Genomic DNA, 23799 nt, shown 5'->3' on the forward strand with positions numbered 1-23799 from the left:
CCGCCACTCGGGCTCACTCCCCGAAATCCCACTCGGTCCTGCGCTTCGGCTTGAACCGCGCGCGGCCGCCGTTCGCCGCGCGGATCGGACCGAAGACCTCGTCCATTCCGTTGGCTTTGATCTCCCAGACCCATTCCATCAGTTCACCGAGCCGGCCCTTGGGAAATCCGCGCTCCTTGAACCATGCGAGGTATTCCAGCGGCAGGTCGTGGATCGGAAAACCATGCGGCGGGTGCTCCTTCCGCCCGTATTTGCCGAAAGGCATCCGGGTCCGGCCGATCTCCTCGAGCAGGTTCCGAAAGTCCTCGCGGTCGATTTCGTTCACGCCCGTATCATGACCGGGATGGATTTCCCGTGCAATCCCGCCGCCCCGGGCTTCACTTCGCTGCGCATGCCGGTCCAGCCGACACCGCCCAAGCTGTTCGAGGATTTCGAAGCCGGACGGATCACCCGCGAGCAACTCCACGCGGGCCTGGCGTGGCATGCCCGGGGGCTGGTCGAGGAAATCGTCGAAGCCCACGAGGATCCTCACGGCACCTGGTGGGAGGGCATGCTCGCCAAGCGCGCCGCCGCCCGCCTGGCCAACCGCCACGGCATCTGGCGCGTCCGCCACGTGCTGGCGGCTCTCTCCCGATTGCCGGACTTCGAGCCGGCACGCTTCCTCTGGAATGCGCTGCATCCCGACGTGCCCCTCCACGTCTTCTTCCGCCTGAGAAGCCGGCCCGCGCTGCGGCTCGTGACGATCGCCAACCGGCACGGACATCTTCACGCCACGATCGAGTACGACAGCGACGCGGGAGAACGTCGCCGCGAGACCTATCTGCTCACGCACTCACGCCACGGCCTCGAAGCCGATCCCCGGCCGATCTATTCCTGAAGGCCCACCTGTTCTGTTCGTAGTTCCTCCTTCAGGAGGTCTTCCGGCGCCGTGGAAAAAGCCAGACCCGATCAGCAACCACAGCCACCGCCTCCGCAGCAACCGCCGCCTTCCGCTTCCGCGAAATCGTCGGCGGTCGGCACCCGGCCGAGCTCGAGGGTGAGTCCGACATACTTGCCGATCGAGCGCTGAAGCGTCTCAAGCTCGCCCTGGGCATCGAGGAAGCTCTTGGCCACCGGATTCGCCAGCAGCTCCTCGCGCGCCCCTTCGAACTCGCGAATTTCCGCCTCGCCCAGTTCGACGCCGGACTGCTGCTTCTGCTGCAGCTGGCTGCCGCGCTCGTGCACGCTCTGATACATCAGCTTGGCGGCATCGTCATCGAGGAAGGTCTCGACCTGCTTCTGCAGTTCGAGGAAGCGTTCATCATCCGCGATCGCGGCGCACAGTTCGCGGGCTTTGGTCATCACGGCGGAGTCGTCGGCGAGCATCGTCATGGCCCCGCCGTAACCTCTCTTTCGCCTTGTGGCAAACCCAGATAGCACGAAGTCGCCCGGTCACACCCTCTCCGAATTTCCCCGCCGGGTTCATGTTTGCTTCACACGACAGGTGTCGTCTTCCGGGGTGAAACGATTCCGTCGCTGGTTCCTCCGCCTCCTCGGTTGGCTCGTCGTGCTGGTGCTCGCGGCTCTCGCCGTCATCGGCTGGCTCGGCTCCTCCCATCTGGTCAGCCCGGAGCGCCGGGTGCTCCAGGGCTACCATCGGCAGATCCTCAGCGATCCCGCCGACTTCGGACTCGCCGTCGACCGATGGTCCGGGCCGGCCGACACCCCGGCCTTGGTCGTCACGGCTTCCGCCGCACCCGGCACGGCCCGCAAGGCGCGCGAACTCCGCCGACTGATCCCCGACGCTCCCCGGTGGGCCAGCACCGTCGGGACGGTGGTCCTGCTGCATGGTCATCGGGGCCGGAAGGAGGACCTGCTGCCGGTCTGCGAGCGCTTCTGCGCCGCGGGTTTCCGCTGCGTGGTGATCGACCTCCCCGGCCACGGCGATCATCCGTCGCGCTTCGCCACCTTCGGCCACGAGGAAGTCGGTCTGCTCGGCGAAATCCGGAATGCATTTCCGGATGATCATCCGTGTTTTCTCTTCGGCATGTCCCAGGGCGGTGCCATCGCCCTTCAGGCCGCCGCCAGCCAGCCGGAGCGCTGGAGCGGGGTGATCAGCGTCGCCGCCTTTGCCACCCTCGACGAGGCGCTGATGTCATCGGCCCGCGACTTCCACCCGGTGGCCCGTCCGCTTTCCCCGCTGCTCGCGATGTCCGTTGCCATCGCCACCCGCTGCCGCGCGGGATTTTTCCCTGCGGCGATCCGGCCCATCGATGCCGCCGGTGCGCTCGATCTCCCGGTGCTGCTCGTGCACGGCGGCGCCGACCGGTTCATTCCCGTCGAGCACGCCCGGCGTCTGCATCGAGCCCTGCCCTCTCCGCGCAAGGATCTGCTGATCATCGACGGTGCGGGGCACGGACGGGTTCTCGCCGCCGATGCCGCGAACACCTACGCCGCCTGCGCCCGCTTCATGCTGCAGGCCGCCGAATAGCCGCCACCGCAAATCCATGCGCCATTACTGCGCGATTTATACTAGCGCGAGCCGGGCACCCCCATAGATTGGCCCCAACGAAATTCCTGATCCATGGCGAAGCTGAACCTCACCCTGAAAGTCTGGCGCCAGAACGGCCCCAACGACCGCGGCAAGATCGAAACCTACGATGCAAAGGACATCCCCGAAGAGGCGTCGTTCCTCGAGATGCTCGACATCGTCAACGAGCGCCTGATCGACACGGGGGCGGCGGAGCCGATCCATTTCGACCACGACTGCCGCGAGGGCATCTGCGGCACCTGCTCGCTGACCATCAACGGCATCCCGCACGGCAAGGACCGCGGGATCACGACCTGCCAACTCCACATGCGGAAGTTCCGCGACGGTGACACCATCTGGATCGAGCCGTTCCGTTCCCGGGCATTCCCGGTCATCAAGGACCTCATCACCGACCGCACGGCCTTCGACCGGATCCAACAGGCCGGTGGATTCATTTCGGTCCGCACCGGTGCCGCACCGGATGCTCACGCCGTCCCCATCGAGAAGGAAGCCGCCGAGTCCGCCTTCTCCGCCGCCGCGTGCATCGGCTGCGGTGCCTGCGTGGCATCGTGCAAGAATGCGTCGGCCATGCTCTTTGTCGCCGCGAAGGCCTCCCACCTCGGGCACCTTCCGCAGGGCGAACCGGAGCGCGAGCGCCGGGCACTGGCCATGGTCCGCCAGATGGACGAGGAAGGCTTCGGCGGATGCACCAACCAGTATGAGTGCGAGGCCGCCTGTCCGAAGGAGATCAGCGTCGAGCACATTGCCCGCCTCAATCGAGACTACGGCGTGGCGATGTTGAAGGATCAGCTGGTCCCGGCCTGAGGACCGACCCGATGATCATCCCCCTCGATGGGATTGCCCGGACCCATCGCCCGCGTGCTGGCCGACAGTCTGGCACCTTCGATCGCCCGGTGGAGCTCCCGCCGGGAACTCGAGATCTCCGCGGCAGGGGGACCGCTCGATGCCGACCTGCAGGACTTCGCCGATGAGTTGGGCATCACGGAGCCGGCCGGGATCCGGGTTCACTTCACGTCCGAAGTCCCCCTGCCCGCCCCGGCTTTGCTGATTCGATTCGCGAAAGCAATCGGACTCCCCGTGTTTCACCCCGCCGGAATGGCACTCGGTCGCGCCATCGCCGCGAACCGCCCCGACAATGCCCTTCTCCGCCATGAACTCGTTCACCTCGCCCAGTATCAACGCCTCGGCGGTCACCTGCCCTTCATGCGCCGCTATCTCTTTGAATGCCTGCACCATGGCTACCTCGATTCGCCCCTGGAGATCGAAGCGCGGGAGAGCAGCTGAAAGCGTCGGATTCCAGCGGGCGGCCGAGTCGGAAAGGGGCGAAGATTCGTTGCGAAGCAGCCGCCACCGGCCGCTTGCGGACCCCGCAAATTTACTTTAGTTCTCCGAAATACCTGCGATAAGTCGGCATCAGCCGTCCCGTATCCCGCGTCGTCCGTATGCGACTTGGCTTCGTTCCCCTTTCCCTCTTTCTATTCCTGCTTCCGGTAGTTTCCGGAGGCGCGGTCACGCCTCCCGACCGCGCGGGCCTGATCAGCATGACCAGTTGGCCGGCGCTGTCGCCCGATGGGGCGAAGGTCGTTTTCGAGTGGCGTGACGATCTCTGGGCCGCTCCGGTCTCCGGGGGGCGAGCCTCCCGCATCACCGCCCACCCGGCCCGCGACAGCTATCCGGTGTTCTCGCCCGATGGCAAAACGCTCTATTTCTGCTCGACCCGTAGCGGGGCCCTGCAGTTGTTTTCCATGCCCTCCGAGGGCGGTCCGGCCACCCAGCACAGCTTCCACTCGGAGGGCGGCACCCTGGAATGCCTCGCCCCGGACGGCCGCACCGCCATCATTCGCGGCGAGCGCGACGAGCCCGGGTTCCGGCCGACCCGCCTGATCGAGATCGATCTCAAGCGCGAAGCTCCCGAGCGTTACGTCTTCAATGCCACCGGACGCTCCTCGGCGTGGATGCCCGATGGTTCCCGTTTGCTTTTCTGCCGCGATGGCGAGGCGCTCTACCGGAAAGGCTACAGGGGCCCCCGCGCCTCCTCGATCTGGGCCTACCATCCCGACAACGCAAGCTTCACCCCGCTGATCAAGGAAGAGGTCGAAGCACGTTGGCCGATGCCGCGTCCCGACGCGAATGGCTTCTACTACGTTTCCGAGCGCGACGGTTGCTTCAACGTCTGGAGCCACTGCCTTGAAAACGGCGACGACCGGCAACTCACGAGCTTCACCGACGACGGCGTCATGCTTCCCTCGCTCTCGGCCGACGGCTCGACGATGGTCTTCCGGCGCGGCTTCGACCTGTGGCGGTTTCATCCCGGCACCGACAAACCGCCCGAACCGATCGTGATCTGGCAGGCCGAGGATCTCGCCGACAACTCCAGCGAGGTTCGCGAAATCGACGGCACGGTCGATGCCGACTTCTCCCCGAGCGGCCTCGAGATCGCCTTTCGGGCCGAAGGTGAGCTGTGGGCGATGGATACCGTGCTGCGCGAACCCAACCGCATCACCCACACCGATGGCCGCGAGGACGCCCCGCGGTTCTCGAAAGACGGCCAGTATCTCTACTTCACCTACGACGACGGCCTGGAGCGCAACATCTGGCGGATGTCGCGGAAGGACCCCGAGGAGTTCTGGTGGCGCGCCGAGTCCTTTCACCGCGAACAGGTGACTTCCGGGCCGGAGCCGAAGAGCCGGTTCTCGCTGAGCCCCGACGGCACCCGCCTCGCCTGGATCGCCGGCTCTGGAAATCTCACGGTCGCCAATGCCGATGGCAGCGACCCGCGGATCATCTTCCGCTCGTGGAACGCCCCGACCTTCGACTGGTCCCCCGACGGCGAGTGGATCGTCTTCGCCGCCCAGGACCACAACTTCAACCGCGACATCTACATCATCCGCAGCGACGGCAGCAACGAGCCCTTCAACATCTCCCGCCACCCCGACTTCGAGGGTTCCCCGCGCTGGTCGCCCGACGGCAATCGCATCGCCTTCACCGGGCGCCGCCTCAACAACGAGATGGGACTCTTCTACGTCGACTTGCGGTTGGAGGAGGCCTTCCGCAGCTCCCGCGACCTCCGCGAGCGGGAGGCCGAAGCCATCATGCGCGACGACCCGCTCTACCAGCAGGAAGACCGCGACAACTCGCCGGAGAGTGATGAAGAACCTCCCCAGGAACTCGTGGAGCGGCCCCGGGAAGATCCGCCGGCCGGTCCATCGCAGGTGGGCACGGCGATGCAGATCGACTTCGAGGGTCTCAGCGACCGGGTCGTGCGACTCAACACCCGCGGCATCGAGCCCGAGCGGGTGATGTGGACCCACGATGGCGAGGCCATCCTTTTCCAGTCGAAGAACAGCAGCAACGACACCCTCTACTCGATCGAGCCCCGGCCCAAGGCGAGCATGGAGTCGATCGCCGACCACCGGGGCCTGCCGATCCGGGCCGAAGAGGACCGCATCTTCTGGATCGTCGACCAGGCACCCGCCAGCCTCCGGAAGGGAAAGCTCAAGCGCTACGAGGTCGAGGCGCGGATGGTCCGCGACCGCGTCGCCCACCAGCGGCTCTGCTACCGCCTCGTCTGGCGCACGCTGCGCGATCGTTTCTACGATGAGAAGATGAACGGCTGCGATTGGGACGCGATGCGCACCAAATACGAGGAAGCCGCCGCGCAGGCCCCGGACTCCCGCACCTTCGACCGGGTGATTTCGATGCTGCTGGGCGAGCTCAACGCGTCGCACCTCACCTTTGTTTCCGAGGAATGGCCCAAGGGATGGGAGAACGAAGGAGCCGAGTTTCAGAAGACCCGGCACATCGGCATCCGCTTCGAGCGCGAGGGACCGGGAGATCCCCTGAAGGTCGGCCACGTGATCGCCGACAGCCCGGCCGACAAGTGCCTGCCTCCCATCGAAGCGGGCGACACCATCGTCCGCATCAACGGCCGGCGCGTCGATGGCTCGATGCCCGTCCACCGCTTCATGAGCGGCCGCATGGACCGCCGCATCCAGATCACCATCCGCAAGCCGGAGGGCGAGACCCACGACTACGAACTCGAGCCGATTTCCTACGAGAAGGCCACCGTGCTCGCCGAGAAGGAGATGATCGCCGACAACCGACGCCGGGTGGAGGAATGGTCCGGCGGTCGTCTCGGATACGTCCACATCGCCCGCATGTTCTGGGACGAGTTCGAACGTTTCGAGCGCCAGATCTACGCCGCGGGTCATGGCAAGGACGGCCTCATCATCGACATTCGCGACAACGGAGGCGGCTTCATCACCGACCACCTGCTCACCGTCCTTTGCCAACCGCGCCACGCCCTGACGATTCCGCGCGACGGCAACCCCGGCTACCCGCAGGACCGCAAGGTGTATGCCTCGTGGCACAAGCCCATGGTCGTCCTCTGCAACCAGAACTCCTACTCCAACGCCGAGATCTTCGCCCACGCGATCAAGACCCTCGACCGCGGCAAACTTGTCGGCGTAACCACCGCCGGTGGTGTCATCTCCGCCGCCAAGGACCGCATTCTCGACGCCGGCACCCTCCGCGTTCCCTTCCGCGGCTGGTTCCTCCCCGGGACGGGTGAGGACATGGAAATGAACGGCGCCACTCCCGACATCCTGGTCGAAAGCGGCCCCGCCGACACCATCGGCAACACCAGGCCGCAACTCCGCACCGCCGTCGCGACCCTGCTCAAGGACGTCGAACACGCGACCGAGGAACCTTTCGTTCCGAAATACCGGAATCGCTGAAAAGCCGCTCGCGTGGTCTTTTCAAGAACCCCGGAGGAGTGACGCCCCGGACGACCGGGATGCCAACCCCGGGCCTCGGAATCCGGAACGACCACCGGGCGCGGAAAGGGCGGTGGGGAAGCCGTCAGCAATCCCCGGCGCTCTTCCCGCCCTCACGCAGGGTTTCATACCAGAGATGCACGCCCGTCATGATCGCCGAACCGAGAAACCAAATTCCCATGCCGGCAGAAAAGAGCATCGAATACCAAGCCGCCTTGATCGCAAGTCTCCAACCCAGCTCATTCACCGTCCAAATGACGGAGTAAAGACTTAGCCCCCCAAGCAACCCATCGAAGAGTACCACGCCGCATCTGCTCAATTTGGATCGACGAAGAATCGCATGCAGGTGGAGCCAAAGCATCAACCCCATGATCAAGGACCCGAGTATGAAGATCATCGGGGTCATCACACTCGGATCCATGTAGATCGCGGCGCTGACCTGACGCATGAGCAGCAGGCCAAGGAAGCCCACCGTGATCCACGCATGAATCCGATGGATCTGCTCAAAGCGCCTGACGTTGAGTCTCACGACGGTGTCGCGTGGCGGGCTGCATAAACGATCGAACCGACCGACGCCCACAGCAGAGCCACCACGGGCACGGATACCGGCGACATGCGTCCAAGCATCAGGAGCACGGGCAGCCACCCGAGGGTCAGCACCATGCTCGAGAGCACTATCACCCACCGTTGCCATGAAAAGCGGACGTGCACCACGCTCCATGCCACTCCCACGGTCATCGGCACCGCCCAGCCCCAGGCCCAGATTTGACCGAGTGGCTGGAGACCTTCTCCAAGTCCCAACTCCCCCGCCCGACGCGCGAGCTCGGCATCGAGTGCCCGCAAGGGACCGAGGAAATCCAGCACGCCCGCCACCACCAGCGCCATCGACGCGATCGCCAGCGTGGCGAACAGCGGATGGGGTTCGGGCTTTTGCGCAGCAGCTTGGGTCATGCCGGGCGGGACGCTAACGCCGAGCCCCCGCCATCACAAGCGTCGCCCGACCTCCTGCTTGCGCCCGTCGCGAACCGGGTGCCGTTCGGGATCCGCGAACGATCACTTGCCGCGGGGCCGCTTCAGGCCTAGAAACCCGCCGCCATGGCAGGCTTTCTATCCTCGATCTACAAGAAGCTCACCAATCAGGCGGAGGTCGACTGGGACGAGCTCGAGGCGGATTTTGTCGCCGGTGATCTCGGGCCGAAGCTGGCGATGCAACTGGTGGACGAACTTCAGGATCTCGGACGTGCGATCTCCGCGGATGATGTCGCCGAGGTCGCCCGCCGACGCATCGCCGAACGCCTGCCCAACGATCAACCACCGCCGCTCCCCCCCTCTGCAGACAAGCCGTTCGTGTTTCTCATCGTCGGCGTGAACGGCGTCGGCAAGACCACCTCCTGCGCCAAGCTCGCCCACTGGCTTCAGGGCCGTGGCGCCCCCACCCTGCTTGCGGCGGCCGACACTTTCCGCGCGGCGGCGACCGAGCAACTTCAGCGCTGGGGTGACCGCCTCGACATTCCGGTCGTCACGGGTCCGGCGAACTCCGATCCGGCCTCGGTCTGCTACAATGCCCATCAGCAGGCGATCCAACAGGGCGTGCGATACCTGATCTGCGACACCGCCGGTCGCCTTCACACCCGCCACAACCTGATGGAGGAACTTGCGAAGATCCGCCGGACTCTCGCCAAGCAGGACGAGAGCGCTCCCCACCTGACGCTCCTCACCGTCGATGCCACCACGGGCAGCAACGCCCTCCAACAGGCCAGGCAATTCCACGAGGCATCGCCGCTCGACGGGCTGATCGTCACCAAGATGGATGGATCGGGAAAGGGCGGCATCATCGTTTCGATCCACGACCAACTCGGCATCCCGCCGCGGTTCATCGGAACGGGCGAGGAACCGGAACAGTTCGCCCTGTTCCGGAAAAGCCAGTTCCTGGAGGAGCTGATTTGAACGACGCCCCCGCCATCACCGGACTTGGGGTCCTGGGTGCGCTCGGCAGCGACCTGGAGTCTCATCGCGCCGCCCTCGCCGAGGGGGCGCAGGTCCTGCGCCCGCTCTCTGAAATGAAGGGTGGACCCGAAGGCTTCGGCCATCACATCGCCGGCTGGATCGAGTCGCGGGAACGCCTCAACGACCGCAAATGGTCCCCCTTGTCGATGGCGGCCATCCACGTCGCGGCCGAGGCCCTGGCACTGGCCAATTGGTCCGACGCCGAGCGCTCCGATGCCGTCGTCTTCTTCGGCACGAGCCGCGGATCCCTCGCCGGCTGGACCGAGCCATGGCCGGAGCGCCGCGACTTCGATCTTCTCGCGGCGACCAACTCCCTGCCCGCCGAACCGGCAGCGGCCGTCTCCACCACCTTCGGCATCGCCGGCCCCTGGCAGGTCTGTTCCACGGGTTGCTGCGCCGGCCTCGATGCCCTGGCCCTCGCCGACCTCTGGATCCGGACCGGGAAGACCGCCCGGGCCCTGGTGGTCGCCGTCGACCTCCCCCTGGTCACGCCCGTCCTCACCGCCTACGCGCGCACCGGACTGCTCACCGACGATCCACGTCAGGGCATGATTCCCGCCGAAGCGGCCGCCGCCGTTTGTCTCGAGCCGGCCGGCAGCGATGGCCGGACCCGGCTTCTCGGCTGCCACGCGATTGCCGACGCGACCGCACTGGTCGGCAGCGGTCGCGATGCGGCTCGCCTTGCCTCCCTCCTCCGGGAAGCTTCGGAAATCCACGGCAAGCCGGACCTGCTCATTCCTCATGCCAGCGGCACCGCCAGCAACCATCGGCTCGAAAGCATGGCCATCGAGGACAGCCTCACCTGCCCGGTCGCGCGCTACAAACCCCACACCGGACACGGGGTCGGGGCCGGCGGGCTGTTGGAGCTTGCCCTCGCCTGCGCCGGCATCTTCCCCCGCGATTGCGGCGAGGCCTCACCCAGGAGCATCTTCAAGCTCGCCTCCGCACTCGGCGGACGACATTCCCTCGCCTGCATTTCACGATGACACCCGTCCGCCTCGAAATCTCCATCGACCGGCAGGAACTGACCCTCCTCGCCGGCGAAACCGTGCTTCAGCGCTGGCCGGTCTCCACCGCGGCCAAGGGGGTGGGTTTTGATGAGGGAAGTTATCGCACACCGACCGGGCGCTTCCGGATCTGCGAGAAGATCGGCGACGGAGTACCCGCCGATACGATTTTCCGTGGCAGGAAACCCCACGGCCTGTGGAAAGGCGGTCACGATGATTGCGATCTGATTCTCTCGCGCATCCTTCGTCTCGAAGGGCTCGATCCCGAAAATCGCAACTCCTTCGATCGCTACATCTACATCCATGGAACGAATCAGGAGGAACAGATCGGAGCGCCCGCGAGCTGCGGCTGCGTCCGCTTGAAACGTCGGGACATGATCGACCTGTTCGACCGGGTCGATTGCGGTGCCGAGGTCGTCATCCACCCGCCGACCCGGCCCCGGGGAAAGCTCATCTTCTTCGACTGCGACTCGACGCTTTCCTCGATTGAAGGCATCGACGAACTCGCACGCGCCGCCGGCCCCGAGGTGTTCGAGCAGGTCGAGTCGCTCACCCACTCCGCCATGAACGGCGAGATCCCGCTCGACGAGGTGTTTCGCCGGAGGATGGAGTGTCTCGCTCCGGATCGCGGACTCTGCGAGCAGGTCGCACGGCGCTATGTCGAGACCCTCACACCCGGCAGCGTCGAACTTCTCGATGCGCTGCGGGAGGAGCAGTGGACACCGGTGATTCTTTCCGGGGGCTTTGCTCCACTCATCGAGCCGCTTGCCACCCGACTCGGGATTCGACATGTCGAAGCCGTGCCGATGTTCCACGACGACGAAGGCCGCTACACGGGCTACGGTGAGGATTACCCGACCACGCGGAACGGCGGCAAACCTGAGATCATCCGGACTTGGAAGCAGGCATGTCTGCCGGAGAGGGTGGTCATGATCGGCGATGGCATCTCGGACCTGGAGTCTCGTGAGGCATGCGACCTGTTCATCGGTTATGGCGGTGTCATCGAACGCGCACGGGTGAAGCAGGACGCCGATCTTTGGATTACGGATTTTCGTCAACTCACCCCACAAATGATCGAAAGCGTCCTGGGCGCTTCCTCATAACTTACCTAATTGAAGCAAATTAAGGCATTGCATAAGCGGAGGAAGGGAGATAAGTCCGGCTCCTAGCCATGAGCAGCAAACCAAAAAAGACGGCCAAGAAGGCCGCAAAGAAGTCCGGAAGCCGCGGTAAGCGTTACACCCCCGCTCAGAAAAAAGAGGTGATCGACTTCGTCAACGAAGTGAACGCCGCAAAGGGCCGCGGTGGCCAAAGCTCGGCCTCGAAGAAGTTCGGCATTTCTCCTCTGACGATTTCCAGCTGGCTCAAGGCCGGTGGATCCGCTCCGAAGAAGCCCGGTCGCCGTCCGGGTCGTCCGGCCGGCTCCAAGGCCAAGGCGAAGACCAAGGCAAGTGCCGGTGGTTCGCTTGAGAAGAAACTCGTCGAGCTCCAGAGCCTCGCCAAGCAGATCGATGCCGCCGAGAGCAACCTCAGCTCGCTGCGTAAGAAGTTCGACAGCCTCAAGGCGTCGCTCTGATCGCCGAAAACAATCCTATCAACCAGCCCCGTCGCCTCCAAGGCGCCGGGGCTTTTTGCATCAACCACCCGAAGGCCAGAACACATCCTTCTCGATATCCGACCAGATGACTTCCTCACCCTCGAAGACAAAGCGCCCGAGAAACGATCGCTCGTCGAGGAACAGCGGCATCCAGTGGATGTCATCCTTCCACATCCGGTCATAGGGAATGTCGTCGAGGCGACACCACAGCGGTGCCGCTTCATCGGTCTCGGTCGGCTCGCCCTCAAAGCTGCGGGCGAGATAGACGTGGCACAGGATGTCCTCGACGTCCGACATGGCGAAGTGAAGTTCGCCGAGCTTCTTCGGTCTCTTCACGGTGATGCGGAGCTCCTCTTCGGTCTCCCGGATGGCGCACTGCACCGGGGTCTCACCCGGGTCGATCTTGCCCCCGGGCCCGTTGACCTTTCCCGCACCAAGACCCCGCTTCTTCTCGATCAGGAGGATCTCTTTATCGCGGACCACGAACATCAGGGTGGCGTGGACCGGGGCGCTCCAGCTTGCCCAGTCGATCGGTGAGTTCTCCATCGGCATGGCGGGTTGAAGCACGGCTGATGCCGCCACGCACGATCAATCGGTGGATGTCGCCGCGGCATACGCCTCGACGCTGTCGCAGGTGCACACGAGATTCCGGTCACCGGCGACATTGTCCACCCGCCCGATCGCCGGCCAGAACTTGTGCAGCCTCAGGCCTGGAAGCGGGTAGGCCGCCTGCTCGCGGCCGTAGGAGTGCCCCCAGTCATCCCCGCAGACATCCTCCGCCGGGTGGGGCGCATTCTTCAGCACGTTGTCCCTGGCATCGGCCTCACCGTTGGCCACCGCCATGATCTCGCCCTGGATCGCGATCAACGAGTCGCAGAAACGGTCGAGCTCGGCTTTGGCCTCCGACTCGGTCGGCTCGATCATCAGCGTGCCGGCGACCGGCCAGCTCATGGTCGGCGAATGGTAACCATAGTCCATCAGGCGCTTGGCGACATCCTCGACGGTGATGCCGCTCTTCGCGGAAAGTTCCCGCAGGTCGATGATGCACTCGTGGGCGACCAGGCCCTTGTTGCCCGTGTAGAGGATCGGGTAGAAGGGCGACAGACGCCGGGCGATGTAGTTGGCGTTGAGGATCGCGATCCTGGTCGCCTCGGTCAGCCCCTCCGCCCCCATCATGGCGATGAACATCCATGAGATGACGTTGATCGACGCGCTGCCCCACGGCGCCGAGCAGACGACGCCCGAGGCATCGCCAAGTTGTCGGTGACCGGGAAGGAATGGCACCAGTTGCTCGGCCACCCCGATCGGGCCGACACCCGGACCACCTCCGCCGTGCGGTATGCAGAAGGTCTTGTGAAGATTCAGGTGGCAGACGTCGGCACCGATCCTCCCCGGACTGGTCAGGCCGACCTGCGCGTTCATGTTCGCGCCGTCCATGTAGACCTGGCCGCCGGCGGCATGAACCCGCTCGCAGATGTCGATGATCGTGGCTTCGAAGACACCGTGGGTCGAAGGGTAGGTCACCATCAACGCCGAGATGCGTCCCTCGTGACCGTCGATCTTCGCCTGCAGGTCGGCGACATCGATGTTGCCCTGGTCGTCGCAGGCGACCCCGACGACCTTCATTCCCGCCATCACCGCCGAGGCCGGATTGGTGCCGTGGGCGGAAAGAGGAATCAGGCACACGTCGCGCCCGGTGTCACCGTTGGCCTCGTGATAGCGGCGGATGGCCAGAAGGCCGGCATACTCGCCCTGGGACCCGGCGTTGGGCTGCAGCGAGACGGCGGCGAAGCCGGTGATCTCCGCCAGCCAATCCTCGAGCTGGCCGAGCATTTCGCGGTAGCCGGTGCTCTGGTCGGCAGGAACGAAGGGGTGCATGTTCGCCACCGTGTCCCAACTCAGGGGAAGCATCTCGGAAGTGGCGTTCAACTTCATGGTGCAGGACCCGAGCGGAATCATCGATTCGTTCAGGGCGAGGTCCTTCGACTCGAGGCGCTTGATGTAACGCAGCATGCCGGTCTCGGTATGATGCGAATTGAAGACCTTCTGGGCGAGGAAACCGCCCTGCCGGTCGAGCGACTCGTCCCAGCTCCGGCCGTCCGTGCCGCGCTCGGGGGCATCCGCTCCAAAGACTGCCGCAATCCGGTCGAGGTCCTCCCACGAACTCGTTTCGTCGATCGCCACGCCGACGGTCGACCCGTCGATGCTCCGGAGATTGATCCCGGCCTCCGCAGCCGCCGCCAACACCTTTTCGGCGTCAACACCCGGGATGGTCAGTGAGTCGAAGAACGTCCCGTTGGACGGCTCGATGCCAGCGGTCCGCAGGCTCGCGGAAAGGGCCGCCGTCTTCGTCTGGATCACCACGGCGATGTGCCGCAAGCCGTCGGGGCCATGATAGACCGCATACATCGAGGCCATCACGGCGAGCAGCACCTGGGCGGTGCAGATGTTGGAGGTCGCCTTGTCACGGCGGATGTGCTGCTCACGGGTCTGGAGCGAGAGTCGCAGGCCCGGGCGCCCCTTGGGATCACTGGAGACGCCGATCAGGCGCCCCGGCAACTTGCGCTTGAGGCGATCGATGCAGGCCATGAAGCCGGCATGCGGTCCGCCGAAGCCCATCGGCACCCCGAAGCGCTGGGCGACGCCGACGCAGATGTCCGCCCCGAACTCACCCGGCGGCTTGAGCAGCGTCAGCGCCAGCAGATCGGCCGCGACGATGGCCACACCCTTGGCGGCATGAACCTTCTCGAAGAACGCGCTGAAGTCATCCACCGAACCGTGCGTGTCGGGATACTGGACCAGTGCGGCAAAGAACCCCTCACCCGGCTCGTAATTCCGCCAGTCGCCGACCTCGATTTCAATCCCGAGCGGCTCGGCCCGGGTCGTCACGACGTCGATGGTCTGCGGATGGCAGGCATCGGAAACGAACATCACCCGCCCCTTCGGCGCACCCGCCAGCGCCAGGCTCATCGCCTCGGCGGCGGCGGTGCCCTCGTCGAGCAACGAGGCATTCGCCACATCCAGCGCGGTGAGCTCGGTGACGAGTGTCTGGAAGTTCAGCAAGGCCTCCAGCCGGCCCTGGGCAATCTCGGCCTGATAGGGCGTGTAGGCCGTGTACCAGCCGGGGTTTTCCAGGATGTTGCGCTGGATGACTCCGGGGACAAGGGTGCCGTGGTAACCCTGGCCGATGAAGCTCCGCTTCACCTCGTTCCGCGAAAAGATCGCGCGCAGCTTGTCCAGCGCCGCCGGTTCGCTCAGCGGCTCCGGCAGCTCCAACGGTTTCTCGAGGCGGATCGCCGCGGGCACGGCGTCATCGATCAGCGTGTCGAGGGAATCGTAGCCGACGGTATCCAGAAGGCCGTCGATTTCGTGACCAATGGAGCCGAGGTGGCGGCTGGCAAAATCTGAATGCAGGGACATGGGAAGTTCGAGGGGCTGGCTGCCCGCGCAATGAGGCCGGGGACTGGAAAAACTCAACCGATCATCCCGCGGTAGGCGGCGGCATCCATCATCGCCTCAACCTGCGCCATATCGCGGACCTTCAGCTTGTAGATCCATCCCGCGCCGTAGGGATCGGTGTTGACCAGCGCCGGATCGGCCTCGACCGCGTCGTTCACCTCGACCACTTCGCCGGCCACCGGCGAGTAGATGTCGCTGGCGGCCTTGACGGATTCGACCACGGCGGTCGGGTCGCCCGCATCCACCGCCCGGCCCACCTCGGGAAGCTCGACAAACACGACGTCCGTCAATTCTTCCTGGGCGTGGTCGGTGATTCCGATGGTGGCGGTGTCGCCCTCAAGGCGCACCCACTCGTGGGATTTGTCGTAGCGAAGATCTTCGGGAATGTTCATGGACGGGAGTCTTATCCTTTCTGGTGGGTCGGCTTGTAAAACGGTTTCTTCACGATCACCGCGGGAAACTGGCGCCCCCGGACGTCGATCTGCACCTCGGTGCCCACCTTCGCACACTCGCGTGGCAGGTAGGCCATGCCGATGCCGCGACCGAGACTCGGCGAAAGCACGCCGCTGCTGAGTGTGCCCAGGCCTTTGCCGTCCGGTCCAACCACCGCATAACCGGCGCGTGGCGGAGCGCTCTTGCCGGTGCACTCGATCGCCACCAGTCGTTCGTCCGGCCCCGCTTGCTTCTGGGCCGCCAGCCGCTCGCGACCGATGAAGTCACCCTTTTCCAGATCCACGAAGAACCCGAGCCCGGCCTCGATCGGCGTCCGCTCCGGCGAGAGATCGCTGCCATTCAACGGATAGCACATTTCAAGTCGCAGCGTGTCCCGCGCCCCGAGTCCGCAGGGACTGGCTCTCGCGTCGATGAAACTCCGGAAGGCGGCGGCACCCTGCGAGGCCGGACAGAAATACTCGAAGCCGTCTTCCCCGGTGTAGCCGGTCCGGCACACGATGCCGCCACCCGGCAAGTCGGCGATCCCGTTGCGCGGCGGAAGATCGGTGTCCGGAAAAACCTTCGCCCAGGCAGCGGGCGACTCCGGTCCCTGCACGGCCATCCCGGCCCACTCGGCGCTCTGGTCGATCAACTCGGCCCCCGCCTCGCCGTGCGCCTTCAGCCACGCCAGGTCCTCATCGGCCTTGGCGGCATTCACCACGAGGAAGAACTCCCCAGCCCTCCGGCGATACACGATCAGGTCGTCGATCACCCCGCCCCGCTCGTTGAGCAAAAATGAATACTGGCCCTGACCGTCGCCCAGCTTGGCCACGTTGTTGGCCAGCAGGCGGTTCAGCCAGGCCTCCGCGGATTCGCCGCGGACGATGAACTGCCCCATGTGGGAAATGTCGAAAATCCCGGCGCTGCCCCGGACCGCCTGGTGCTCGTTGAGGATCGAGCTGTACATTACCGGCATGTTCCAGCCGGCGAAGGGCACCATCCGCCCCCCGAGTTCCTCGTGCAGGGCTTCGATCGGTGAGTGTAGCAGGTTTCCGGACACGCGGCGCAATCTGGGGAGCGGACTCCGCGAAGTCAAACCCGCGGGGAAATCCTGCCGATTATCGACCGCCTTTTGGCGCAAGTGCCTTTTCCATACGGTCGAGATAGCGGGAAATCGGGTCGTCCCTCTCGACTCTCGGCCGCTCGGCCAACTCCCGCTTGAGCCGCAGGTAGTCATCGAAGCTGCCACTCAGTTCACTCGCTCCGGAAATTTCCCAGTAGTCGAGAAAATCCCGCCCCCGCAGGGCTCGCGCCTCCATGATCGTCCGGGTGTCCTCCAACCCGAGGCGCAGACCCTCGATGACCTGCTCGTCCTCGCCGCCCGCCCAATCAACCAGCAACTCCTGATACTCGAGGAGCAACGGGCGGTAGGAGGGGAAGCAGCGATAGCTCAGCCGGTTCAGCGATTCCTGCGCGGAACGAATGGCGATGAGCCGGTCCGCCTCCGACAAGTCTCCGGCCTCCGCGTGCCGGCTCAGCGGTATCTGTTTCATCTGCCCGCCCAACTGGAAGCGGAGCCGCAGGGCACGGTCGAGTTCCCGCTCGGTCTCGGCAATGCTCATCGAGTCGGTTAGCGGGGCATCCGCCAACTTCGCCAGGGTCAGCGCCCACCACTTTACCAGGCCGTTCTGCGAGAGGTTCAGACTGGGAAAATGTCGACGCAGCAGGATCGGCATCTCGCCTTCGAAGCGGGCCACTTCTCCGCAGAACGAAGCCAGCGACGCCCGGCCGCCCGGCTGTTCCAGCAGGGCCATGACGAGGGCGCCCGACAATACCCGGAATACTTCGCGCGACACTCCGTCGAGCCGGGCATGGGTGGTATCCCCCATGGCGAGAACCTCATCGACCACAAAGGGCAGATCCTTCTTGAAGACACCTTCGTAGAGTTGCCGGTCGCCCGCCCCCCGCCGCCAAAGATCCGCCTCGAGAAGCCCTTCCACCAGCCAGACCGGAGCCTCCAGCGGCCCACCGAGACCACCGGGTGCCACTCCCTCGAGCGACCGATCGTAGATCAGCCCCCGCCACATCGCCCGGCGCATCTGCTCGTGATCGATCCCCCGGGAGAAATCGACGTGCACGTTCAGCAGGTAGGTGTCGCGGGTGAAGCGCAGCTCCATCGCCAGCGGACGCGCCCGCGGCGGATCTCCGGGCGCCCCGTGAAGCAGGATCTCGATCGGCATCACCACCGCTTCCTTCTGGAGTCCGAGCAACTCGTGAAGCCGCCCGCGCTCGCCCTCCGCCTGCAGCGCCAGCGACGCGCGCACATCCGCCGTTCCGCCGGACACGCCAAACTGGCCGCTCGCCGTTTCCACCCTCCCGCGGACGGCTAGCCCGGGGTTGACCCGGGGCCCTTCGAGCCGGGTCGGCGCTTCACCGGTATCCGGCACGATCGCATCGGTGTCGAGCAAGGGAATGGCCTTCGGAGGATCCTCGGCGACCAAGAGAGTCACCGCTCCACAAAACACCAGGATCGATGCCCGCTTCATCATCGTCCCGAAGGCGACGGGATCCCGGGCATCGACGGGGCGGACTGCATCACCAGCTTGCCTTCCTCGATGCGGATCCGCGCCATGTCGTCAATGAAATCAAGCGCCTTCTCAGAGCGGGTTTCAGTCTCCGAGCGGTAGACCGATGCCAGCTTGGTGAACGACGGCAGAACCAGGTGGAGGAAACCCTCGGGCACCGGAAGCTGGCCGAACCGTCCACCCACCGACGGCCGCGGCAGGCTTTCGTGATAGAGGCCCCCATTGCGGAAAACCTGGGTCGTCACCCGTCCGTCCGGCAGTTCCATCTGCTCGACGCGCAGGTACATCGAGAGCGTCAGCGTCCGCCCGGCAACCTCCCGTTGGATGATCACCTCGGCGCGGTCGTCCTCGAGCCTCACCGCGACGTCCCGGATCTTCACCTGATCCGCCAGAAACCCGGTCTGCTCCGCTTTCAACGTGTCGCGCAGGTAGAGATTGATCTCCCCTTCGGTCAGCGTCAGCGGATATCCTCCGTCGAACGCGTTCTTCATCACCTGCGGCAGGTCGCGAGACTTCTCGCCCACGGCCCCCGGGCCCCGGCCCTCCAGATCCGACAGGTCCTGCGGTTGCACGATGGCCACCACCGCCGCTCCCACCCCGACCGCCACGACGAGCAACAGCAAGCCCACGAGCTTGCTGAAGCACCCGCCTTTTTTCCCCGGAACGTCGCCGCTGTCAGCCATGGACCAGCGCTAGCGGATTCCCCGGGCTTTGCCAAGCCTGCCTCACGCGGCACTCTCGCCGGAACCGGAAGCTTTCGACGGCTTGGATTCCTTCTTCGACTCGGCCGGCTTCTTCGAGTCGCTCTCCTTCTTGGCCCCCTGCTTGTAGGAGTCCGACCGGTAGTCGGTCTGGTAAAAGCCCCCGCCCTTGAAAATGACGCCGGCCCCCGTGCCCAGCAGGCGCTTCACGGGGCCCGCGCATTCATCGGCCGGGCAGTCCTCCAGCTTCGGGTCGTTCATTCCCTGAAACACCTCGAACTGGTGTCCGCAGGTCTCGCAGCGATAATCGTAGGTTGGCATGGCTTTCGGTTGCGGGCATCGATCTACCACCTTTTCCGCACCTTGCAACCCTCCGCATGCGAATCGGATGGAGCACGAAGTCGACCGGCCGTTCGATCACGATGTCTCATCCTCGTCCTCATTCAGCGGAGAGGGAGGAATCTGGGTGAACCACGTTGCCTTGCAGGGCTTCTTCGGATCGCGCCCGGGATAGAAGATGATGTTGGTTCGGTCCCGGCTGCTGGCCTTGATGCCGGTCCGCAGGAAAAGCCGCGCACTGCCATCCCCTGCCTGATAGAGCGCCTGAAGGGTGAGCATCCTGCCATCCGTTCCGGGGCCGGCGCGATGCAACCGGGCCTTGCGTGCGGCGAGTTGGAGGGTTTCCTTTCCGACCCGGACCATTACCGGAATCCCGCAGAGATTCACCAAGCGGAAGCTGCCCTCGGGAAAGGCCGTGCTCGACGCGGGAAGGATGATGGCCTGCGCCTTCTCCCAGTCCTTCCGCTTGGGATCCCGGTTGAGAAAGATGTCGTAGTGCCCCGAGGTTCCGGGAATCGCGAATTCTCCGAACAGTTCCGGTTCCTCGTCGGGTCCCGCCTCGCCATTGGCGAACACCCGAAGCTTGCCCGCGCGGACCGGGAGCACCGGGCTCGGACGATTGAGGATCGTGGGAATCGTTTGGAAACCCTTGCGGGTGCGGATCGTCAGGGTCGATGGAGGTGCCGCCTCCGGATCGAGCGCGATCGCGCGCATGCCCGGCCCATCCCCCTCCCAATACGCGTCGGAATTCGAACCGACTGGAATCAGTGAAGCGGTGATTGACGAGTCGCTATCCGACCGCTGGGCCAAAGCCGCCGCAGGAATCGACAAGAATGCAAGCGCAAGAAGTCGTCGCCTCATGAGTTGCTCATTTCCTCAGGAGACAGCCAGCGGAAGGAAACCATCGAGAAACGACGACCGAAACGCAGGTTCGCCTGCGAAAGATCACCGATCCGCGGATTCTCTTGAGAGTGATCGATCGCGGCTTCGGTCGCATCGTCAGCCGGGTCCACATAGTCCGGCGTGCGACGGACCACGGCCTCGCACCATGCCTTGGCGACCGTGCCATCCGGGTTTCTTGCCTCCCCGTAGGTCCGGATGCGGAACGTGTCGCCGCGCACGGTGATCGCCGGTGCGATCGCGGTCAGGACGTCGCCCTGAGTGAAGTAGCCAGGCAGGCCGTAGAGCACGCTGTCAGGGCGATCCCCTGCGGTGACCACCTGGCCGATGTCCCGGGTGTCGGTGCGCGCGGCCCGGTCGAGCGAGCGATTGAACACCCGGGCGCTGACAATGGCCTGGTCGATGGCACCACTCCCGCTGGTGGAGCGATCCTCGACGAGGCGACGGTTGACGAAATCTGCGACCGAGAGGAACGGCCCGCGTTCCCGCACCTGATCGACGATGGCGTCGGCGAGACGCTCGAGATCGCTGTCCGACAGCGTCCGGAATCCGTTCCAGAGTTCCTCCTCGCGGACCGAGCGGATCAAGTCCGACCCCGCCATGGCCGGCAGCACCGAGCGGGACAACTGATGGGTGCCGGACGAGACGTTTCCATCAAGTGTCGGCACCTCGAGGTCCCGCATCGATCCGAGCAGGGCCGTCCACGCCGCGACCGAGGTGCTGTTGACATTGAAGGCGCCGTCGTTGGCGAGAAACTCGGCGGCACGGTGGAAGGCCATCGAGGAATCGCTCGCGAGCATCTGCCGGAGCCGATCGACGTTCCAGGCGGATGCGTCATCGTTGAAAACGTAGCGCCCGACCGGCAGCGGTTCCTCGCCGTCCCAGTCGGATCGGCTGCCATCGAAGGGAATCGAGGAGAGCATGAATCGATCCCACAAGGCCTCGTTGGCCTCGAATGACAGGTCGTAGATGAGGACTTCTCCGTTGTGACTCTCGGCACCCGTCCCACTCTGGATGAGGTTGTTGAAGACCCATGGTCGGTCGCCCTCCCAGCGCGAGCCGTCGGCGATCCGATCCTTGATGGCCGTGGCATCGAGATCCGAATTCATCGTCGCCTGGCTGTGTCCGATCACCAACGAGGGATGCCAGGTGCAGTAGGAAAGCTGCGCGTGCTGCAGCTGCCCCATCGAGATCACCCCGGTCTCGCGACGAGGAACGTCGTAGATGGTGCAGCGCGCAGGAAGCGAATCGTCGGGAGCCCCGAAGGGCGACGGCGGGAAGAAGTTCTGGAAGAGCTGGGGATCGGTCGGCTGGCGGAAGTAGATGTGGCTGTCGCTGCCGGGGAACTGCCAGCCGCTGGCAAACGGGATGTTGACCCAGTTCCCGTGGTGGAGCAGCCCGCCCCGCAGGTTTGCCGAGGCCATCCACGGCACGGTGTATCGCCCGGCCGGCACCTGCTTGCCCGTGGCGACATGCTCGGACTCGTCGTCGAACCAGATCATCCGGACTCCCCTTCTCCACAGCCGCGGCGGACGCCGGTTGTCGAGGACACCGATGTCCTGGGCTCCCGGGCGAAACTCGCGGAAAGGCGTGCCGTTGTTGGACGGATGGTTGTTCTTCTCAGCGCCGTACCACTTGTGATAGCGATTGAGGCCCCAATTCTGGCAGAGAAAATGTCCGACTCGCGGGAAACCGCTGTCGCTGTCGAGGTCCTGATAGCTGATCGAGCCCGGGTTCCCGTCGACCTGATAGACGATGAACTCATCGCTGAAGCCCGGCGTGGCGTAGAAGCTGTTCATGTCGGCGGAGAACCCGTAGGGCTGGTTACGGTTCGACGGGGTTTCCGGGGGAACCGGCACCGTGCTGTCCCAATAAAAGTTCTCGACGCCCGGAATCTGCTCGGCGGTCAGCACATTGGACGAGTAATCCTGCGGATCGAAGGCCACCGCCTTGCCGAAAAGCTTCGTCCCCGCCGAAGCCTCCACCGAAGGGGTGAAGACCTTCGTCTCACCGGGGGCCAGCTCCGTCGGCTCGGTGACAAACCCGAGGAAGCCCTCCGTCGGCCTGCCGCACATGTCGTCGAAGTAGAAGCGGTTGCCCCGGCTGTCGATCCGCGTGCCCCGCGCCGAGAAGCCGCCGTAGAGGGGATGGGAGAGCAGCACCACATACTCCTTGGCCGCGAGGGTGACGTTGAAGGGATTCCACAGGATCAGCCGTGGATAGATGTGTCCGCGCATGTAGTCGGTGGGTGCCCCATTGACCGAGTAGGGCGAAAAGTCCCATCCCAGTGAGGCCTCGATCACGACCGGTTGAATGGCGGGCTCGGTCGCGTTGACAAGGTCCCTCACAGGCCCCGACACCGAGCCCGGAATATCCATCCTCTTTGTCACCGGCGGACGTGGCTCGATCACGGCAGGACCCGCATCGCGGTCGAGTTCGTTCGCGAGGTCGGCCCAGGCCTTCAGGATGCCGAAGCGCGGGCTGGTCATGCGGTGGTGCTCGCCGGGGAGGATCACGTCATCCTCCCGAAGTCCGGCAAGATCGGCACTGGCGGGGATGTCTCCAAGGGCGAGAAAAGTCGACAAATCCTGCTTGAGACCACTCCGCTTCACATCGACGAAGAGCCCGCGGGCGTGGGAGGTGAGGTGATGCCCGAGCCCCGAAAGCTCGCCCTGTATCTGATCGCCGCCGGCTAGCGGGAGTAAGGCGGCAGTAGCGAGGCTGACGACCGACTCGAGCTGGCTGTCCGGCAGATCGGCATGACCTGCCAGAAGCGCGGAGCCGCCGCCGGGAGCGAACGTTTCGAAGTCGAAATCCTGCGAGGCTACGCGCGACGCGACAGGATTGGTCCCGGCGTTCCGGTCCGGGAGCGACACGAGCGCCTTCTGGTTTTCGTCCGAAACCCACCAGCCCAGGCGATCGTTCTCACCCAGCTTGACCGGTGGCACCGAGACGCGGTCGGACTCATCCTCGGCCGCCACCAGGGGAATCCATGAGTCCTCCGGAGTTGTGTCGGGGGCGGCATTCCCGCTCACCAGCCATTCAAGCACGCCTGGCCGTTCAACGACGCGGCCACTTTCGCCCACTCGACTGTCGGTCAGGTAAAGGTCGCTGTCGTGGTGATCAACGACGGAGAGTCCGGGCTCACCGGTGCCGAGGTCCTCGTCAGGCCGGGTCTTCCACACGCCGGTCCAGTGGGCATTGGGAGTGTCTTCGGCCAAAAGATCGGCATCGGCAGTGATCCGGGTGTCGGGTCCTGCGGCCTTCTGCAATTGACCAATGGCCATCACCAGCGCGAGGCGGGCATTGGCCCGGGCCTCGGCCATCGCACTACCACTCGCCGAAGCACGAAGGGTGACGGTCGAAAGCGAAAGAAGCCCGATGGCGAGCATCGAAAGCAGAACCATCAGGGAAATGGTGACCACCAAGGCAAAGCCTCGCGGCGAGCGAGTCCGCTCGATTGCCGG

The 23799-nt window shown here is 64.9% G+C and carries 22 protein-coding genes; 9 read left to right on the forward strand and 13 right to left on the reverse strand.

The window, feature by feature from the left end:
- Positions 1–13: 13 nt before the first annotated feature.
- A complete protein-coding gene (locus ACG2LG_RS14590; RefSeq protein WP_396260137.1) occupies positions 14–325 on the reverse strand; it encodes a DUF3820 family protein in 312 nt (103 codons plus the stop codon).
- Positions 326–343: 18 nt separating this feature from the next.
- Between ACG2LG_RS14590 and ACG2LG_RS14595 the strand changes: the two genes are divergently transcribed.
- Positions 344–877 carry a hypothetical protein gene (locus ACG2LG_RS14595; protein ID WP_396260139.1) on the forward strand — a complete coding sequence of 178 codons (534 nt, stop codon included), beginning with the start codon at positions 344–346 and terminating at the stop codon, positions 875–877.
- A gap of 71 nt (positions 878–948) precedes the next feature.
- Here the strand turns inward: ACG2LG_RS14595 and ACG2LG_RS14600 are convergent, their stop codons facing one another.
- On the reverse strand, positions 949–1371 hold the full coding sequence (locus tag ACG2LG_RS14600) for a YlbF family regulator (RefSeq protein WP_396260140.1): 423 nt from the start codon (positions 1369–1371) through the stop codon (positions 949–951).
- Positions 1372–1498: 127 nt separating this feature from the next.
- On the opposite strand from ACG2LG_RS14600, the gene ACG2LG_RS14605 reads away from it, so the two are divergent.
- The 4 genes from ACG2LG_RS14605 to ACG2LG_RS14620 all read left to right on the forward strand — a co-directional run bounded on the left by ACG2LG_RS14605 (position 1499) and on the right by ACG2LG_RS14620 (position 7266).
- Positions 1499–2470 (forward strand): alpha/beta hydrolase, encoded by a 972-nt coding sequence (locus tag ACG2LG_RS14605; protein WP_396260142.1) that lies wholly within the window; start codon positions 1499–1501, stop codon positions 2468–2470.
- A 93-nt stretch (positions 2471–2563) separates the two neighbouring features.
- Positions 2564–3334, forward strand: coding sequence for a succinate dehydrogenase/fumarate reductase iron-sulfur subunit (locus ACG2LG_RS14610; RefSeq protein ID WP_396260144.1), 771 nt, complete (start codon positions 2564–2566; stop codon positions 3332–3334).
- Between the two features lie 27 nt (positions 3335–3361).
- Entirely contained in the window at positions 3362–3814 is a 453-nt protein-coding gene (locus tag ACG2LG_RS14615; protein WP_396260146.1) for a hypothetical protein, read from the forward strand.
- A 257-nt stretch (positions 3815–4071) separates the two neighbouring features.
- Positions 4072–7266 (forward strand): S41 family peptidase, encoded by a 3195-nt coding sequence (locus tag ACG2LG_RS14620; protein ID WP_396260148.1) that lies wholly within the window; start codon positions 4072–4074, stop codon positions 7264–7266.
- Positions 7267–7390: 124 nt separating this feature from the next.
- On the opposite strand, the gene ACG2LG_RS14625 is transcribed toward ACG2LG_RS14620, so the two are convergent.
- Together ACG2LG_RS14625 and ACG2LG_RS14630 are read right to left on the reverse strand one after the other, a co-directional pair.
- Positions 7391–7834 (reverse strand): hypothetical protein, encoded by a 444-nt coding sequence (locus tag ACG2LG_RS14625; protein ID WP_396260150.1) that lies wholly within the window; start codon positions 7832–7834, stop codon positions 7391–7393.
- Entirely contained in the window at positions 7831–8256 is a 426-nt protein-coding gene (locus ACG2LG_RS14630) for a hypothetical protein (protein WP_396260151.1), read from the reverse strand. Before ACG2LG_RS14630 ends, ACG2LG_RS14625 begins: the two co-directional genes overlap by 4 nt.
- A gap of 144 nt (positions 8257–8400) precedes the next feature.
- Between ACG2LG_RS14630 and ftsY the strand changes: the two genes are divergently transcribed.
- The 4 genes from ftsY to ACG2LG_RS14650 all read left to right on the forward strand — a co-directional run bounded on the left by ftsY (position 8401) and on the right by ACG2LG_RS14650 (position 11895).
- On the forward strand, positions 8401–9252 hold the full coding sequence (gene ftsY / locus ACG2LG_RS14635; protein WP_396260152.1) for a signal recognition particle-docking protein FtsY: 852 nt from the start codon (positions 8401–8403) through the stop codon (positions 9250–9252).
- Positions 9249–10298: a beta-ketoacyl synthase N-terminal-like domain-containing protein gene (locus tag ACG2LG_RS14640; RefSeq protein ID WP_396260154.1), complete on the forward strand. Its 1050-nt coding sequence runs from the start codon at positions 9249–9251 to the stop codon at positions 10296–10298. Before ftsY ends, ACG2LG_RS14640 begins: the two co-directional genes overlap by 4 nt.
- A complete protein-coding gene (locus tag ACG2LG_RS14645; protein ID WP_396260155.1) occupies positions 10295–11422 on the forward strand; it encodes an HAD-IB family phosphatase in 1128 nt (375 codons plus the stop codon). The genes ACG2LG_RS14640 and ACG2LG_RS14645 overlap by 4 nt, the downstream gene beginning before the upstream one ends.
- A gap of 68 nt (positions 11423–11490) precedes the next feature.
- A complete protein-coding gene (locus ACG2LG_RS14650) occupies positions 11491–11895 on the forward strand; it encodes a hypothetical protein (RefSeq protein ID WP_396260157.1) in 405 nt (134 codons plus the stop codon).
- Between the two features lie 60 nt (positions 11896–11955).
- On the opposite strand, the gene ACG2LG_RS14655 is transcribed toward ACG2LG_RS14650, so the two are convergent.
- The 9 genes from ACG2LG_RS14655 to ACG2LG_RS14695 all read right to left on the reverse strand — a co-directional run bounded on the left by ACG2LG_RS14655 (position 11956) and on the right by ACG2LG_RS14695 (position 23739).
- Positions 11956–12468: an 8-oxo-dGTP diphosphatase gene (locus ACG2LG_RS14655; protein WP_396260158.1), complete on the reverse strand. Its 513-nt coding sequence runs from the start codon at positions 12466–12468 to the stop codon at positions 11956–11958.
- A gap of 36 nt (positions 12469–12504) precedes the next feature.
- Positions 12505–15336, reverse strand: a complete 2832-nt coding sequence (gcvP, locus tag ACG2LG_RS14660) for an aminomethyl-transferring glycine dehydrogenase (protein WP_396260159.1) — start codon at positions 15334–15336, stop codon at positions 12505–12507.
- Positions 15337–15389: 53 nt separating this feature from the next.
- Positions 15390–15767, reverse strand: a complete 378-nt coding sequence (gene gcvH, locus ACG2LG_RS14665; RefSeq protein ID WP_396260161.1) for a glycine cleavage system protein GcvH — start codon at positions 15765–15767, stop codon at positions 15390–15392.
- 11 nt (positions 15768–15778) lie between these two features.
- The gene (gene gcvT, locus ACG2LG_RS14670; protein ID WP_396260162.1) at positions 15779–16867 is read right to left on the reverse strand and encodes a glycine cleavage system aminomethyltransferase GcvT; all 1089 of its coding nucleotides are present in this window, start codon (positions 16865–16867) and stop codon (positions 15779–15781) included.
- A 58-nt stretch (positions 16868–16925) separates the two neighbouring features.
- Complete coding sequence (locus tag ACG2LG_RS14675) at positions 16926–18353, reverse strand: hypothetical protein (protein WP_396260163.1); 1428 nt, start codon at positions 18351–18353, stop codon at positions 16926–16928.
- Positions 18353–19015 carry a hypothetical protein gene (locus ACG2LG_RS14680; protein ID WP_396260164.1) on the reverse strand — a complete coding sequence of 221 codons (663 nt, stop codon included), beginning with the start codon at positions 19013–19015 and terminating at the stop codon, positions 18353–18355. Before ACG2LG_RS14680 ends, ACG2LG_RS14675 begins: the two co-directional genes overlap by 1 nt.
- Positions 19016–19117: 102 nt before the next feature.
- Positions 19118–19414 carry an FmdB family zinc ribbon protein gene (locus tag ACG2LG_RS14685; protein WP_396260166.1) on the reverse strand — a complete coding sequence of 99 codons (297 nt, stop codon included), beginning with the start codon at positions 19412–19414 and terminating at the stop codon, positions 19118–19120.
- 96 nt (positions 19415–19510) lie between these two features.
- Positions 19511–20146, reverse strand: coding sequence for a hypothetical protein (locus tag ACG2LG_RS14690; RefSeq protein WP_396260167.1), 636 nt, complete (start codon positions 20144–20146; stop codon positions 19511–19513).
- A 143-nt stretch (positions 20147–20289) separates the two neighbouring features.
- Complete coding sequence (locus tag ACG2LG_RS14695; RefSeq protein WP_396260169.1) at positions 20290–23739, reverse strand: hypothetical protein; 3450 nt, start codon at positions 23737–23739, stop codon at positions 20290–20292.
- Positions 23740–23799 lie beyond the last annotated feature (60 nt).

It is taken from the genome of Haloferula sp. A504 (genome assembly GCF_044385805.1).
Taxonomy (GTDB): Bacteria; Verrucomicrobiota; Verrucomicrobiia; order Verrucomicrobiales; family Akkermansiaceae; genus Haloferula.

What these genes read in the sequence shown, in the direction of transcription:
- gcvH (WP_396260161.1), bottom strand. Translation starts at nt 15,767, where the DNA reads ATGAACATTCCCGAAGATCTTCGCTACGACAAATCCCACGAGTGGGTG.
- ftsY (WP_396260152.1), top strand. Translation starts at nt 8,401, where the DNA reads ATGGCAGGCTTTCTATCCTCGATCTACAAGAAGCTCACCAATCAGGCG.
- ACG2LG_RS14610 (WP_396260144.1), top strand. Translation starts at nt 2,564, where the DNA reads ATGGCGAAGCTGAACCTCACCCTGAAAGTCTGGCGCCAGAACGGCCCC.
- gcvP (WP_396260159.1), bottom strand. Translation starts at nt 15,336, where the DNA reads ATGTCCCTGCATTCAGATTTTGCCAGCCGCCACCTCGGCTCCATTGGT.
- ACG2LG_RS14685 (WP_396260166.1), bottom strand. Translation starts at nt 19,414, where the DNA reads ATGCCAACCTACGATTATCGCTGCGAGACCTGCGGACACCAGTTCGAG.
- ACG2LG_RS14645 (WP_396260155.1), top strand. Translation starts at nt 10,295, where the DNA reads ATGACACCCGTCCGCCTCGAAATCTCCATCGACCGGCAGGAACTGACC.
- ACG2LG_RS14615 (WP_396260146.1), top strand. Translation starts at nt 3,362, where the DNA reads ATGGGATTGCCCGGACCCATCGCCCGCGTGCTGGCCGACAGTCTGGCA.
- ACG2LG_RS14650 (WP_396260157.1), top strand. Translation starts at nt 11,491, where the DNA reads ATGAGCAGCAAACCAAAAAAGACGGCCAAGAAGGCCGCAAAGAAGTCC.
- ACG2LG_RS14595 (WP_396260139.1), top strand. Translation starts at nt 344, where the DNA reads ATGGATTTCCCGTGCAATCCCGCCGCCCCGGGCTTCACTTCGCTGCGC.
- ACG2LG_RS14630 (WP_396260151.1), bottom strand. Translation starts at nt 8,256, where the DNA reads ATGACCCAAGCTGCTGCGCAAAAGCCCGAACCCCATCCGCTGTTCGCC.
- ACG2LG_RS14655 (WP_396260158.1), bottom strand. Translation starts at nt 12,468, where the DNA reads ATGCCGATGGAGAACTCACCGATCGACTGGGCAAGCTGGAGCGCCCCG.
- ACG2LG_RS14675 (WP_396260163.1), bottom strand. Translation starts at nt 18,353, where the DNA reads ATGAAGCGGGCATCGATCCTGGTGTTTTGTGGAGCGGTGACTCTCTTG.
- ACG2LG_RS14620 (WP_396260148.1), top strand. Translation starts at nt 4,072, where the DNA reads ATGACCAGTTGGCCGGCGCTGTCGCCCGATGGGGCGAAGGTCGTTTTC.
- ACG2LG_RS14690 (WP_396260167.1), bottom strand. Translation starts at nt 20,146, where the DNA reads ATGCGCGCGATCGCGCTCGATCCGGAGGCGGCACCTCCATCGACCCTG.
- ACG2LG_RS14600 (WP_396260140.1), bottom strand. Translation starts at nt 1,371, where the DNA reads ATGACGATGCTCGCCGACGACTCCGCCGTGATGACCAAAGCCCGCGAA.
- ACG2LG_RS14695 (WP_396260169.1), bottom strand. Translation starts at nt 23,739, where the DNA reads ATGGTTCTGCTTTCGATGCTCGCCATCGGGCTTCTTTCGCTTTCGACC.